The organism is Halomonas sp. (assembly GCF_031581305.1).
In the GTDB taxonomy this organism is placed as follows: Bacteria; Pseudomonadota; Gammaproteobacteria; order Pseudomonadales; family Halomonadaceae; genus Halomonas.
This window is the reverse complement of the sequence record NZ_JAVLBC010000089.1, coordinates 1-13,004: the sequence shown is the minus strand read 5'-3', so window position 1 is coordinate 13,004 and position 13,004 is coordinate 1. Positions and strand designations below refer to the sequence as shown.

Genomic DNA, 13,004 nt, shown 5'->3' with positions numbered 1-13,004 from the left:
CCACGTCGAGGCCGGCTGCGAGGCCATCGTCCAGACCGCCAGCGGCTGCGGCGCCTTCGTCAAGGAGTACGGCGAGATGCTCGCCGACGATCCCGACTATGCCAAGAAGGCCGAGCGCATCAGCGCGCTGGCCAGGGACCTGGTGGAGGTGCTCCGCGACGAGGACCTCTCGGCTCTCGAGGCGAAGGAGAGTCGCCGGCTCGCCTTCCACTGCCCCTGCACCCTGCAGCACGCCCAGAAGCTCGGCGGTGCGGTGGAACAGGTGCTGCGCGGCCTCGGTTTCTCCCTCACCCCGGTGCAGGATGCCCACCTCTGTTGCGGCTCGGCCGGCACCTACTCCGTCACCCAGCCGGAGCTGGCCACCCAGCTGCGCGACAACAAGCTCGACAACCTCGAGGCCGGCAACCCCGAGATGATCGTCACGGCCAACATCGGCTGCCAGACCCACCTGGCCGGCGCCAACCGCACCCCGGTGCGCCACTGGATCGAGATCGTCGACGACGCCCTGGCCTGATCCCGAACGCGACACCCGACCCCCATGAACGAGGAGATTCCCATGCAGAACAAACCCGTCCTGACCCTGGATGACGTCAACGCCCTGCTGGACGCCGGCCAGAAGGAAGCCGAGGCAAACGGCTGGGCCGTGACCATCGCCGTGGCCGACGACGGCGGCCACCTGCTCGGCCTGCGCCGCCTCGACGGCGCGCCGCCCTTCAGCGCAGGCGTGGCCGGCGAGAAGGCCCGCAACGCCTCCATCGGCCGCAAGGAGACCCAGGTCTTCGAGGACATGATCAACAACGGTCGTACCGCCTTCGTCACCGCGCCCATGGAGGCCCTGCTGGCCGGCGGCGTGCCGGTGATCGTCGAGGGCCAGGTGGCCGGCAGCGTCGGCATCTCCGGCGTCAAGCCGGACCAGGACGTGCAGGTGGCCAAGGCCGCGGTCGCCGCCATCGCCTGATCCAGGCTGGTGACGTAAGCTGGGAGGCCCCTGCCAAGCGCAGGGGCTTTTCGTTGGTAACGAGGTTTCCATGCCATTGCTCTACTTCCTTCCCCCGCTGGGCGCCGTGCTGATCTGGTCGGGCAACATGACCATCAACCAGCTCACCGTGGGCAGCATCGCCCCGAGCAGCATCGCCTTCCTGCGCTGGGTGCTGGCGCTGGCCGTGCTGACGCCCTTCGTGCTGCCCGTGGCCTGGCGCCATCGCGACGCCATCCGCCGCCAGTGGCCGAAGCTCGCCGTGCTGGGCCTGCTCGGCATGGCGATGTGGCAGGGGCTCGCCTACGTGGCCGCGGAAACCACCTCGGCCACCAACATGGGCATCCTGGCGGCCATGGTGCCGCTGCTGACGGTGCTGCTCAGCGCGCTGATCCTGCGCGAGGCACCGAGTCTCGGCGGTACCCTGGGCGGGGTGCTGGCACTGGCCGGGGTGTCGGTCCTGCTGGGGCATGGCGACCCGCTGTCACTGCTCGAGCTCGAGGTGGCTCTCGGCGACCTGCTGATGGTGATGGCCGCCACCTGCTACGCCCTCTACGGGGTGATGCTCAAGCGCTGGCCCCTGGACATGCCGCCCTGGGTGGTGCTCTACCTCCAGGCGGCCTTTGCCACCCTCTTCCTGCTGCCCGGCTACCTGATCGGCCCCATGACGCCGGTGGATGATCACAACGTCTGGCTGATCCTCTATGCGGGCATCCCCGCCTCGATCATCACCACCTTCCTGTGGATGCGGGCCATCCGCCAGATCGGCGCCAGCCAGGCCAGCATCTTCATCAACCTGATGCCGGTGTTCAGCGCCCTGATCGCCATGGCCTTGCTCGGCGAGCGGATCGCGCTGTTCCACCTGACCGGAGGGGCCCTGGTGTTGGCGGGGGTCATCATGGCCCAGACCTTCACTCGGCCACTGGGATGGCGCCCGGCACGGGCGACGCGTCTCGACAGAGGCCCGCGCTGAGCATGGTAGACTGCGGCGAGACTGCCCCCTGACCCGAAGAAAGGACGCGCCATGTCCCTCGATGACCTGCACCTCAACCTGCGCAATCTCAGCCCGGACGACTACCCGCAGCTACAGGCGCTGATGGACCGGGTCTATCACGACATCGGCGGCGCCTGGCCCAGGCCCACCATCGACAAGCTGATCAAGGAGTTTCCCGACGGGCAGATCGTCATCGAGGATGACGAGACCATCGTCGGTGTGGCCCTGACCGCGCTGGTCGACTACGACACCTTCTCCAACCCCCACCGCTATGACGACCTGATCGGCAAGCGCGAGACAATCCTCAACGACCCCGATGGCGACGCCATGTACGGGCTCGACGTGCTGATCCATCCGGACTATCGCGGCTACCGGCTGGGCCGGCGCCTCTACGAGGCGCGCAAGGAGCTGTGCCGCTCCATGAACCTGAGGGCGATACTGGCCGGCGGGCGCATCCCCCAGTACCACGAGCACGCCCACGAACTCTCCCCGGCCGAGTACCTCGACAAGGTGGCCCGCAAGGAGATCCACGACCCGATCCTCTCCTTCCAGCTGGCCAACGACTTCCAGGTCAAGCGCCTGCTGCGCAAGTACCTGCCGGAGGACGAGAAGTCCCAGGGCTATGCCACCCTGCTGGAGTGGAACAACATCCTCTTCGAGCCGGCGGAACGGGTGCTGGAGAACCGCCCCACCCAGGTGCGCGTCGGCGCCGTGCAGTGGCAGATGCGCGAGTTCGACTCGGTGGAGTCGGTGCTGCAGCAGGTGGAGTACTTCGTCGATGCCCTGGCCGACTACCAGAGCGACTTCGCGGTCTTCCCGGAGCTGTTCAACGCCCCGCTGATGGGGCTGCAGGACCGCGCCGCCCAGCAGGACCAGATGGCCGCCATCCGCTTCCTGGCCGGCTTCACCGAGCAGTTCAAGACCGAGCTGTCGCGCATGGCGGTCTCCTACAACATCAACATCATCGCCGGCTCGATGATCGAGGTGGGCGAGGACGACCTCCTCTACAACATCGCCTACCTGTGCCATCGCGACGGCAGTATCGAGCGCCAGGCCAAGCTTCACATCACCCCCCAGGAGCGCCGCGACTGGGTGATCGAGGGCGGCGACGAGTTGCTGGTGTTCCAGACCGATGCCGGCCGGGTGGGCATCCAGATCTGCTATGACGTCGAGTTCCCCGAGCTCTCTCGCCTGCTCGCCGACCAGGACATGGACATCCTCTTCGTGCCCTTCTGGACCGACACCAAGAACGGCTACCTGCGGGTACGCCACTGCGCCCAGGCCCGGGCCATCGAGAACGAGTGCTACGTGGTGCTGTGCGGCAGCGTCGGCAACGTGCCCTCCATCGAGAACATGGAGATCCAGTACGCGCAGTCGTCGGTCTTCTCGCCCTCGGACTTCGCCTTCCCCCACGACGCCGTGCTCTCCGAGACCACACCCAACACCGAGATGATCATGTTCTCGGACCTCGATCTGACCCGCCTGACGGTGGTGCGGGCCGAGGGCTCGGTGACCAACCTCAAGGACCGCCGCAAGGACCTCTTCGACCTGCGCTGGCGCGACTGGTCCTGGAAGTCCGGGGCCAACCTGGAGGAGAGCTGACGCCATGTTCGGCCGGCTGCTGCGCCTGGGGGGACGGCGCTTCGAACAGCGCCATCCCTTCCCCGAGGCGCTCTGGCGCGAGGCCCGGAAACGCGTGGCCCTGCTCGCCACCCTGCCCGAGGATCAGGCCGAGCGGCTCGGCCATCGCGCCTGGCAGTTCGTGCATGCCAAGCGCCTGAGCCTGCACCCCGAGCTCGCCGAGACCACCGACTTCGACCCGCCCGCCCGGCTGGCCCTGGCGGCCCAGGCCTGTCTGCTGACCCTGGGCTGGGGGGAGAACGAACACCGCGAGGCCTTCGCCAATGTCCACGAGATCCTGATCCTGCCGGCGGCCTTCCAGCGCCGGGTGGCGGACATGGACGAGGCCGGCGTGGTCCACGAGTATGTCGACGAGCGCGCCGGCGAGACGTCTTCTCAAGGACCCGTGGTAGTCTCCTTTCCCGACCTGATGGCCAGTGGCGACTTCACCGGCTTCAACGTGCTGATCCACGAGCTGGCCCACAAGCTCGACCTGGCCAACTCCCTGGACGTGGACGGCTTCCCGCCCCTGCCGCGTGAAATCGACCCCAAGGAATGGTACCGGGTCTTCATGGGCGTCTGGGAGGACCTGCAGTCGCGCCTGGCGCACGGCCAGCCGACGCCCATCGACGACTACGCGGCAACCCACCCCGGCGAGTGCTTCGCGGTGGCCTGTGAGTATTTCTTCACGGCTCCCGGCATTCTGCACGCTGCCTATCCAGAACTGTATGCATTATTGTCGCGCTATTTCCGCCAGTCGCCGTCCTGGTGACACGATACAGTCCGCACCTCTTAAGTCTCTGGTAAGAAAGGCCGGATAGCCTCCAGGTTCCGACCACAGGATTGTTCCAAAGAGACCCCGTAGTGACTGTTCCCCTTATCTCGGTGATCATTCCCGCCCGTGACGAGGCGGGTAACCTCCCCGGCCTGCTGGATGAGATTGCCACTGCGCTGGCCACCATCGAGCACGAGGTGCTGGTCGTGGACGACGCCTCACGGGATGGCACCTGGGCGCTGCTCGAGGCGCGGGCCGCGACGGATCGGCGGCTCCGCCCCCTGCGCCACGCCGAGAGTGCCGGCCAGAGCACCTCGGTGTGGCAGGCCGGACACGAGGCGCGAGGCGAATGGCTGGCGACCCTGGACGGCGACGGCCAGAACGACCCCGCCGACCTGCCGAGCCTGATCGACCGGGCCCGCCGGGGTGACGTCACCCTGGTCGCCGGCCACCGCACCACCCGCCACGACGACTGGCTCAAGCGCCTCTCCTCGCGGGTCGCCAACGGCGTACGCGCCCGGCTGCTCAGGGACGAGACCCCGGATACCGGCTGCGGGCTCAAGGTCATGCGTCGCGAGGCCTTCCTGCGCCTGCCCTACTTCAATCACATGCATCGCTTCCTGCCGGCGCTGGTCCAGGCCCAGGGCGGCCGCTGCGTCTCGCTGCCGGTCAATCACCGCCCCCGGGGCGCCGGCCGTTCCCACTACGGCCTCAACAACCGGTTGTGGGCCGGCCTCGTCGACATGGCCGGGGTGATGTGGCTGCGTCGCCGCTCGCGCCTGCCGGCCCCGCTCGAGACCTTCGCCCGGGAGGACACCACGGCCCGGGATGACCGGACGGAGCGCACGCCATGACGGTCGAGTGGCTCTGGCTGGGCATCGGCTTTCTGGGCCAGGCCCTGTTCTCCGCCCGTTTCCTGGTCCAGTGGCTGGCCAGCGAGCGGGCCCGGCGCAGCATCGTGCCCCGGGCCTTCTGGTTCTTCAGCCTGGCCGGCGGGGCGACCCTGCTGGCCTATGCGATCTACCGTCGCGACCCGGTGTTCATCGCCGGCCAGGGCGCCGGGCTGTTCATCTACGTGCGCAACCTGATGCTGATCCGTCATGAGATCCGGGAGCTTCGGGCCAGGACATGATCGACTTCCTCACACGACACACCGCCGCACTGCCGCGCCCCGGCTACCTGCATCGCCTGCCGTCGCTGCACTGGCTCTGGCTGCTGGCGCTGGCCGCACTGTTCCTGGGCGTCGGGATGGGCCTGCGCGACCCCTGGCCCGCCGACGAGCCACGCTTCGCCCTGAACGCCCTGGAGATGCTGAAGACGGGGCAATTCTGGATTCCCCACCGGGCCGGCGAACCCTATCCCGACAAGCCGCCGATCTTCATGTGGGCCACGGCCGCCTCGATCCACCTGACCGGTTCGGTGCGCCTGGGCTTCCTGCTGCCCTCCCTGCTGGGCGCGCTGGGCACCCTGGCCCTGGTCATGGACCTGACCCGCCGGCTGCACGGCCGCCGGGTGGCGCTGCTCGCCGGCCTGGCCCTGCTGTCGAGCGTCCAGTTCGGGCTGCAGGCGCGTACCGCCCAGATCGACATGCTGGTCACCTTCTTCATCATGCTGGGCGCCTACGGCATGCTGCGCCATGCCCTGCTGGGTCCCGCCCGTCGCTGGTGGTTCATCGGCTGCGCCGGCATGGGACTCGGCATCCTCACCAAGGGGGTGGGCTTCCTGCCACTGCTGATGCTGCCCATCTGGGCCCTGCTGGCCTGGCGGCGGCAGGCGGTGCCCCTGGCGTGGCGCGACCTGGGGCTCGGCATTGCCGTGATCCTCGGCGTCGTCGCGCTCTGGGTGGTGCCCATGGCCCTCTATACTACCTTCTCCGACGATCCCGCCCTGGCGGCCTATCGCGACAACATCCTGTTCAAGCAGACCGGCGAGCGCTACGCCGACGCCTGGCACCATGTGAAGCCCTGGTACTACTACCTCCTCGAGGTGATCCCCTGGGCCTGGCTGCCGCTGGTGCTGGCCCTGCCCTGGCTGGTGCCCGCCTGGTGGCGTCGTGCCCGGCGCCTCGATGCGCGGGTCCTGCTGCCACTCGGCGGCCTGGTGCTGGTGATCGTCTTCTTCTCGTTCTCCCCCGGCAAGCGCGGCGTCTACCTGCTGCCGACCCTGCCGCTGCTGGTGCTGGCCTCGGCGCCGATGCTGGCGGGCCTGCTGAGCCGCCCGCGGCTCCACTGGCTGGGCGCCGGCGTGCTGGCCCTGTTCGGCGTCGTGTTCCTCGCCGCCGGCGTGCTCGGCGCCCTGGGGCTGCCGGCCCTGGCCCGGCTGGCCGAGCGCCACGGGGTCGTCCCCTGGGCCTGGTGGAGCCTGCTCGGGCTCATCGCCTTCGGACTGCTGGCATGGGGTCGACCACGACGAGGCCTGGTGGTCCTCGCCGGCTGGCTGGCGGTGTTCTGGCTGAGCTGGTCGACCTGGGGGTATCAGCTGATGGACCCGGCGCGCTCTCCCCGCGACCTGATGCAGGAGATCGTGGACCAGACCGGCCCGGAGGCCTGGCTGGCCATGCCGGCCTTCGACGAGGAATTCCTGCTCCAGGCCCGCCAGCCGATGGTGCATTTCGGCTACCACACGCCGGATGACGACCAGTTCCGTCGCGCCTTCACCTGGTTGCACGAGGCGCCCGGCGAGCGCTGGATGCTGGTGCCCCAGCACCGTGACGAGGAGGTCGCCTGCGCGGACCTGTCACGCGCCCGGGATCTCGGCGTGCAGAACAGCGAGGCCTGGTGGCTGATCCCGGGCGGCGCCTTCGACGCCTGCCCGGGGGATCGCGAGGCCGCCCCGCTCTATATCGCCCCGACCACCCTCGCCGGCACTGAGGTCGCGAACGACGTGGCTCGCCGGGCTCCACGACATCAGAACCAGCCCTAGTCGACCTTGTCGGCGAGGCTTGCCACCAGCCACTCCCACAGCCGATCGGCGTCGGGGCGTGCCTCGCCCCGCGCCGGCCGGACCAGCCAGAAGCGCTCCGCGGTAGGCAGCGCCAGCGCCAGCGGCGCCACCAGGTCGTCGCGCCCCTCGGCGAGGCGACGGTGCGTCAGCGCCACCCCGGCGCTCCGGGCGGCCAGGGCGAGGGTCATCACCTGGCTGTCGCAGGTCAGCGCCGCACAGCGCGCCTCCAGGCCCGCCGGACCGAACCGCTCCAGCCAGCTCGGCCAGCCCACCGCGAAGCCCACCGCATGCAGAAGGGTGTGCCCCGCCAGGTCCGCCGGCGCGCGAATCGTCGCAGCGAGCGATGGCGCGCAGACCGGCAGCATGGCGTCATCTCCCAGCGATACCGCCTCCATCCCCGGCCAGTCGCCGCGGCCGTAGCGAATCTCGAGATCCGCCCCCTCGGGGCCGAAGTCGTCCGGCCACAGGGCGCTGATCAGGCGCAGAGTGATGTCGGGGCAAGCGCGCTGGAAGGCCGGCAAGCGAAGCGCCAGCCAGTTCTGCTGAATCACCGGGGTGGTGCGCAGCGTCACCGGGGCCTCCCCGGCGCTGCCGAAGACCTCGTCAGTCCCCTCGGCCAGGCGCGTGAAGGCATCCTGGAGGCACGGCAGCCAGGCCTGCCCCGCCGGGGTCAGACCGAGGCTGCGCGGGTGACGCACGAAGAGCTTCTGGCCCAGGCGATCCTCGAGCAGGCGCACGCGCTGGCTAATCGCCGCCTGGGTCACGCCGAGCTCCTGGCCGGCGGCGGTGAAGCTCAGGGTGCGTGCCGCCGTCTCGAAGGCCTGCAGCCACGGCAAGGGAGGAAGGCGACTCATGAATAACCTGCGCATAAGCTGAATGGGGTCGTAGGGACCAGATTAATCGTTTGTCGCCCGCACGGCCATGGCCCAGTCTGGCGCCCACTCGATACCGCCATCGCATCGACAGGAGACGCCCATGACCACCCTCGAGACGCTCCCGACCGCCCACGCCCGGATTCCCATGGGGGAGCTTGGCGATATCGGCGAGACGCCGCGGCTCACCTCGCTTCGCACGGACGACGGGCGCGACGCCGCCTTGCTGCTGGAGTGGGAGGACGGCGCGACGGGGCGCTTTCCGCTCGGCTGGCTGCGCGACCACTGCGCCTGCGAGGCCTGCCGCCATCCGGTGACCCGCGAGCGCCTCTATCGCCCCCTGACGCCGGTCACCGATATCCCCGAGGCGCGCCGGGTCGACGGCCACCTGGCACTGACCTGGGCGGACGGCCACCCGAGCCGCTTCGATGCCGGCTGGCTCTACCGGCGCCGCCCCGGCCAGGCGGCGGACACAGTGATCCCGGCGCGGCGACCCTGGGCGGCCGACTACGCGCCAGAGCGCATCGCCCACGCCGACTTCACGGGCAGCGTGGCCGGTGAGCGCGCCTGGCTCGAGGCCCTGCTTCGCGACGGCCTGGTGCTGCTCGAGGCGGGGCCGCTGGCCGACGAGGAGGTCAGCCGCCTGGCCGAGCGCATCGGTCCGCTGCGCCCGACCAACTTCGGTGCCCGCTTCGACGTGCGCTCCAAGCCCAACCCCAACAACGCCGCCTACACGGCCATCGCCCTGGCGCTGCATACTGACCTGCCCAACTGGCGCCAGCCGCCGGACATCCAGCTGCTCTACTGCCTGGAGAACGACGCCGAGGGGGGCGAGTCGATCTTCGCCGACGGCTTCGCCGCCGCCGAGGCCCTGCGCGCCGAGTCACCCGAGGCCTTCCGGCTCCTCGCCGAAACGCCGATCGACTTCCGATTTCAGGACGAGGAGCAGGACATCGGCACCCGTGCGCCGATCCTCTCGCTGGATCCCGACGGCGCGCTGCTCGAGGTGCGCTTCAACAACTGGATCCGCGACACCCTACGCCTGCCCTCGTACCTGATCGAGGCCTGGTACGCGGCCTATCGGCGCTTCTGGCGGCTGCTGCATGCCCCCGAGCAACAGCTCGACTTCGCGCTGGCCCCGGGTCAGATGGTCGCCTTCGACAATCGCCGGGTGCTGCATGGCCGCCGCGCCTTCGACCCGAGCACCGGCCGGCGCCACCTGCAGGGCACCTACCTGGACCTCGACATGTGCGAGTCGCGCCTGCGGGTACTCGCCCGCGAGGCGCGCTGACAGGGGCTATTTCCGCGGCACATCGCTCTCGTCCTCCGCCCGATGGCCAGGCCACCAGGCGGGGCGTTCCTGCTCCCACTCGTCCTGCACCAGGTGGCGCAACAGGCGACCACGATGGCAGAGCATCTGCCACTCGGCTCCCAGCCGGTGGCGCACCCGCTCCCAGCCGCCCTCGTCGGCGTGGGTGAAGGGGCCGCCCCGGGCGATGGCGCGGCGATAGACCGCCAGGCACCGCTCGGCGCAGCGTGGCTCGTCGTATTCGGCGGCGGTCTCCAGGGCGGCCTCGGCCAGCGGCAGGCGGACATCGGGATCCGCCAGGGCGGCCAGCGCCTCGGCCATGGCGTCCACGTCATCCGCGGCGAGCAGCCGCCCGTTGCGGTCATCGACCACCACCTCGCGTACCCCGGGGGCTTCGATGGCCACCACGGGCAGGCCTGCCGCCATGGCCTCGGCCACCACCATCCCCTGGGTCTCGCTGTGGGAGGCGAAGACGAAGACGTCCATGGCGTGGTAGGCATCGATCAGCGCCTGCCCATGCAGGCGACCGGTGAAATGCAGGCGCCCCGCCACGCCCCGGGCTTCCGCCAGTGCCTGGATGTCGCCGCGGGCCTCACCCTCGCCCACCACCAGGAAGTGGGCCTCGGGCGCGCGCACCAGCGCCTCCGCCACCGCCTCGGCCAGGAACGCCAGGTTCTTCTCCAGCGCCAGGCGCCCAAGGTGGCCGATCACGTAGGCGGTCTCGGGAATGCCGAGTCGGTGGCGCCAGTGCGCCCCGTTCCCGACGGCAAACCGTGCGGTATCCACGCCGCTCGGCACCACGCTGATGCGGGGATTGGCCTCGCGCCGGCGCAGCAGGTCACGGATGCTCTCGCTGGGCGCGATCACCTCGTCGCACAGCCAGGTGTACTGGGTGGCGAGCGCCACCGCGAAGCGCTGCATGCGCGGCGAGTCGCCGGGCACGTAGTGGGTGTAGTGCTCGTAGAGGGTGTGATGGGTGAAGATCAGGGGCAGGCCGTAGGTCTCCGCCGCCCGGGCGGCCGTGTCCCCCAGCAGGAAGGGGTGATGGGCATGGACGATGTCGGGATCGAAGGCCTCGATCGCCTCATGGAGCTGGCCGGGAATCGGCACCGGCAGCGAGAAGTCGCTGCCGTTGAAGTGCTGCACCGCGACCACCCGCACCACGTCGCGCTCATCCCGGGGCTGCCCCTCCAGGCGCGGCGCCACCACCAGCACCCGGTGGCCGGCGGCCTGCAGCCGGCGCTTGAGCCGCTGCACCGACTCGCTGACCCCGCCGACGATGGGCAGGTAGGTATTGGTGAACATCAGCACATTCACGGCAGCAGGGCTCCTCGGCTGGCGGTGGCGACATTCTGCCGGGAAGGCACCCGGCAGGTCATCTCCTGTTCAAGATAGGCGACGAAGGCACGGATACGCGCCGGCACATGCCGGTGCTGACGGTAGACGGCGTGGAAGTCGGCGCGAACCCCCTGCCAGTCGGGCAGCAACTCGACCAGGCGACCGCGGGCCAGGTGGTCGTGCACGTCCCACCAGGAGCGCAACGCGATGCCGTGCCCATCCAGCGCCAGCCGCATGACCACCTCGCCGTCGTTGCTGGCCAGCGGGCCGGCCACCTTCACCGCCTGCTCCACCCCGGGGTCGTCCCGGCGCTGGAAGCGCCACACCGCGAAGTCGCTGTCGTTCTCGCGCAGCAGCAGGCACGCCTGCCCCGAAAGGTCCGCCGGCGAGCGCAGCGGAGGCAGGGCCGCCACCCGGGCGGGGGAAGCGCACAGCACGCGACGATTGGCCAGGATACGGCGGGCCACCAGCCGGGAGTCCGGTGGCTCGCCGACGCGAATGCCCACGTCGAAGGCCTGGTCACCCAGGCTCAGCGGAAAGCCGGAGAGCTCCAGGCTCGCCTCGATCCCGGGATGGTCACGGCAGAAGGCCGAGAGCAGCGGGGCGACATGGCGACGGCCGAAGCCGAAGGTGGCGTTGACCCGCAACGGGCCGGAGAGCTCGGCACGATGCTCGCCGAGGGACTCCTCGAGCTCGCTGAGCTCCTCGAGGATCATCCCGCCCCGTGCCAGGTAGCGCTCGCCCTCGGCGGTCAGCGTCAGGCGTCGCGTGGTGCGGCTGGCCAGCTCGACGCCCAGCCGAGCCTCGAGCTGCTTGAGGCGTTTGCTCACCGCCGACAGCGACAGGCCCAGTTCGCGGGCGGTGGCGGTGAGGCTGCCGGCATGCGCCAGGCGCCGGAAGAAGGCCAGATCATCGAGGGGCGTCATGCCACTCTCCACTCTCGTTCAACAATGAGTTGAATGGTAACCCGATTATCTTTTCTCCGTGCAGGACTAGACTCGCAGGCACGACCCATGCACCCCCAGGAGGAATACCATGACCCATCGCATCGCCGTCATTCCCGGCGACGGCATCGGCAAGGAGGTGATGCCCGAGGGGCTGCGCGCCCTCGAGGCCGCCGCCAGGCGCTTCGGCATCGATCTCGCCCTCGAGCATTTCGACTTCGCCAGCTGCGACTATTACGCCACGCATGGCCAGATGCTGCCCGACGACTGGTTCGAGCAGCTCAAGGAGGCCGATGCCATCTTCTACGGTGCCGTAGGCTGGCCGGAGACGGTACCCGACCATGTCTCGCTGTGGGGCTCCCTGCTGCAGTTCCGTCGCCGCTTCGACCAGTACGTCAACCTGCGCCCCTGCAAGCTGCTGCCCGGCGTGAAGAGTCCCCTGGCGGACCGTGAACCCGGCGATATCGACTTCTACGTGGTCCGCGAGAACACCGAGGGCGAGTACTCCAGCGTAGGCGGCAAGATGTTCGAGGGCACCGACCGCGAGGTGGTGATCCAGGAGACCGTGATGACCCGCACAGGGGTCGACCGGGTGCTGAAATACGCCTATGAGCTGGCGGCCTCTCGCCCTCGAAAAAGGCTCACCTCGGCCACCAAGTCCAACGGCATCGCCATCACCATGCCCTGGTGGGACGAGCGCGTGAAGGCGATGGGCGTGCACTACCCCGAGGTGGCCGTCGACCAGTTCCATATCGACATCCTTACCGCCAACTTCGTGATGCACCCCGACTGGTTCGACGTGGTGGTGGCCAGCAACCTGTTCGGCGACATCCTCTCCGACCTGGGGCCGGCCTGCACCGGCACCATCGGCGTGGCCCCCTCGGCCAACATCAACCCGGACGGCCGATTCCCGAGCCTGTTCGAGCCGGTCCACGGCAGCGCCCCGGACATCGCCGGCAAGGGCATCGCCAATCCCATCGGCCAGGTCTGGTCCGCCGCCATGATGCTCGATCACCTGGGCCACGCGGCAGCCGGCCAGGCCATCGTCGATGCCTTCGAGGCAGTGCTCGCCGAGGGTGACAGGGCGGTACTGACGCCGGATGTCGGCGGCCACGGCACCACCGAGGCCCTGGGCCGCGCCATCGCCGAACGCATCGCCGGCTGAGCGGGCTCACCCTCCCGATACGCGACGGCCACCGCCCAGGCGATGGCCGTCATCGTCTAGACTATCAA

At 69.5% G+C, this 13,004-nt stretch carries 13 protein-coding genes; 10 read left to right on the top strand and 3 right to left on the bottom strand.

The features are described 5' to 3' along the window. The 8 genes from RI841_RS09105 to RI841_RS09070 all read left to right on the top strand — a co-directional run. A partial coding sequence (locus RI841_RS09105) for a heterodisulfide reductase-related iron-sulfur binding cluster (RefSeq protein ID WP_310705282.1) occupies positions 1 to 514 on the top strand: 514 nt, incomplete at its 5' end. Between the two features lie 42 nt (positions 515 to 556). Next, positions 557 to 958 (top strand): heme-binding protein, encoded by a 402-nt coding sequence (locus tag RI841_RS09100; RefSeq protein ID WP_310705281.1) that lies wholly within the window; start codon positions 557 to 559, stop codon positions 956 to 958. Positions 959 to 1,028: 70 nt separating this feature from the next. Next, entirely contained in the window at positions 1,029 to 1,949 is a 921-nt protein-coding gene (locus tag RI841_RS09095; RefSeq protein ID WP_310705280.1) for a DMT family transporter, read from the top strand. Between the two features lie 51 nt (positions 1,950 to 2,000). Beyond that, positions 2,001 to 3,572 carry a bifunctional GNAT family N-acetyltransferase/carbon-nitrogen hydrolase family protein gene (locus tag RI841_RS09090; RefSeq protein WP_310705279.1) on the top strand — a complete coding sequence of 524 codons (1,572 nt, stop codon included), beginning with the start codon at positions 2,001 to 2,003 and terminating at the stop codon, positions 3,570 to 3,572. A 4-nt stretch (positions 3,573 to 3,576) separates the two neighbouring features. Then, positions 3,577 to 4,362, top strand: a complete 786-nt coding sequence (locus tag RI841_RS09085; RefSeq protein WP_310705278.1) for a zinc-dependent peptidase — start codon at positions 3,577 to 3,579, stop codon at positions 4,360 to 4,362. A gap of 92 nt (positions 4,363 to 4,454) precedes the next feature. Continuing rightward, entirely contained in the window at positions 4,455 to 5,219 is a 765-nt protein-coding gene (locus tag RI841_RS09080) for a glycosyltransferase family 2 protein (protein ID WP_310705277.1), read from the top strand. Then, positions 5,216 to 5,497, top strand: coding sequence for a lipid-A-disaccharide synthase N-terminal domain-containing protein (locus tag RI841_RS09075; RefSeq protein WP_310705276.1), 282 nt, complete (start codon positions 5,216 to 5,218; stop codon positions 5,495 to 5,497). Before RI841_RS09080 ends, RI841_RS09075 begins: the two co-directional genes overlap by 4 nt. After that, positions 5,494 to 7,287: a glycosyltransferase family 39 protein gene (locus RI841_RS09070; RefSeq protein WP_310705275.1), complete on the top strand. Its 1,794-nt coding sequence runs from the start codon at positions 5,494 to 5,496 to the stop codon at positions 7,285 to 7,287. Before RI841_RS09075 ends, RI841_RS09070 begins: the two co-directional genes overlap by 4 nt. Here the strand turns inward: RI841_RS09070 and RI841_RS09065 are convergent. Then, the gene (locus RI841_RS09065) at positions 7,284 to 8,162 is read right to left on the bottom strand and encodes a LysR substrate-binding domain-containing protein (protein ID WP_310705274.1); all 879 of its coding nucleotides are present in this window, start codon (positions 8,160 to 8,162) and stop codon (positions 7,284 to 7,286) included. The two genes, RI841_RS09070 and RI841_RS09065, sit on opposite strands and share 4 nt — an antisense overlap. Positions 8,163 to 8,283: 121 nt before the next feature. On the opposite strand from RI841_RS09065, the gene RI841_RS09060 reads away from it, so the two are divergent. Next, positions 8,284 to 9,471, top strand: a complete 1,188-nt coding sequence (locus RI841_RS09060) for a TauD/TfdA family dioxygenase (RefSeq protein ID WP_310705273.1) — start codon at positions 8,284 to 8,286, stop codon at positions 9,469 to 9,471. A gap of 6 nt (positions 9,472 to 9,477) precedes the next feature. Here the strand turns inward: RI841_RS09060 and RI841_RS09055 are convergent, their stop codons facing one another. Both RI841_RS09055 and RI841_RS09050 read right to left on the bottom strand, forming a co-directional pair. Then, a complete protein-coding gene (locus RI841_RS09055; protein ID WP_310705272.1) occupies positions 9,478 to 10,806 on the bottom strand; it encodes a glycosyltransferase in 1,329 nt (442 codons plus the stop codon). After that, positions 10,803 to 11,753, bottom strand: coding sequence for a LysR family transcriptional regulator (locus tag RI841_RS09050; RefSeq protein ID WP_310705271.1), 951 nt, complete (start codon positions 11,751 to 11,753; stop codon positions 10,803 to 10,805). The genes RI841_RS09055 and RI841_RS09050 overlap by 4 nt, the downstream gene beginning before the upstream one ends. A 109-nt stretch (positions 11,754 to 11,862) precedes the next feature. Here RI841_RS09050 and RI841_RS09045 point away from each other — a divergent pair, with 109 nt between their 5' ends. Then, positions 11,863 to 12,936 (top strand): tartrate dehydrogenase, encoded by a 1,074-nt coding sequence (locus RI841_RS09045; protein WP_310705270.1) that lies wholly within the window; start codon positions 11,863 to 11,865, stop codon positions 12,934 to 12,936. The last annotated feature ends 68 nt before the right edge of the window (positions 12,937 to 13,004 follow it).

Coding starts and splice junctions, on each gene's coding strand:
- RI841_RS09100 (WP_310705281.1), top strand. CDS start 557: ATGCAGAACAAACCCGTCCTGACCCTGGATGACGTCAACGCCCTGCTG.
- RI841_RS09095 (WP_310705280.1), top strand. CDS start 1,029: ATGCCATTGCTCTACTTCCTTCCCCCGCTGGGCGCCGTGCTGATCTGG.
- RI841_RS09090 (WP_310705279.1), top strand. CDS start 2,001: ATGTCCCTCGATGACCTGCACCTCAACCTGCGCAATCTCAGCCCGGAC.
- RI841_RS09085 (WP_310705278.1), top strand. CDS start 3,577: ATGTTCGGCCGGCTGCTGCGCCTGGGGGGACGGCGCTTCGAACAGCGC.
- RI841_RS09075 (WP_310705276.1), top strand. CDS start 5,216: ATGACGGTCGAGTGGCTCTGGCTGGGCATCGGCTTTCTGGGCCAGGCC.
- RI841_RS09070 (WP_310705275.1), top strand. CDS start 5,494: ATGATCGACTTCCTCACACGACACACCGCCGCACTGCCGCGCCCCGGC.
- RI841_RS09065 (WP_310705274.1), bottom strand. CDS start 8,162: ATGAGTCGCCTTCCTCCCTTGCCGTGGCTGCAGGCCTTCGAGACGGCG.
- RI841_RS09060 (WP_310705273.1), top strand. CDS start 8,284: ATGACCACCCTCGAGACGCTCCCGACCGCCCACGCCCGGATTCCCATG.
- RI841_RS09050 (WP_310705271.1), bottom strand. CDS start 11,753: ATGACGCCCCTCGATGATCTGGCCTTCTTCCGGCGCCTGGCGCATGCC.
- RI841_RS09045 (WP_310705270.1), top strand. CDS start 11,863: ATGACCCATCGCATCGCCGTCATTCCCGGCGACGGCATCGGCAAGGAG.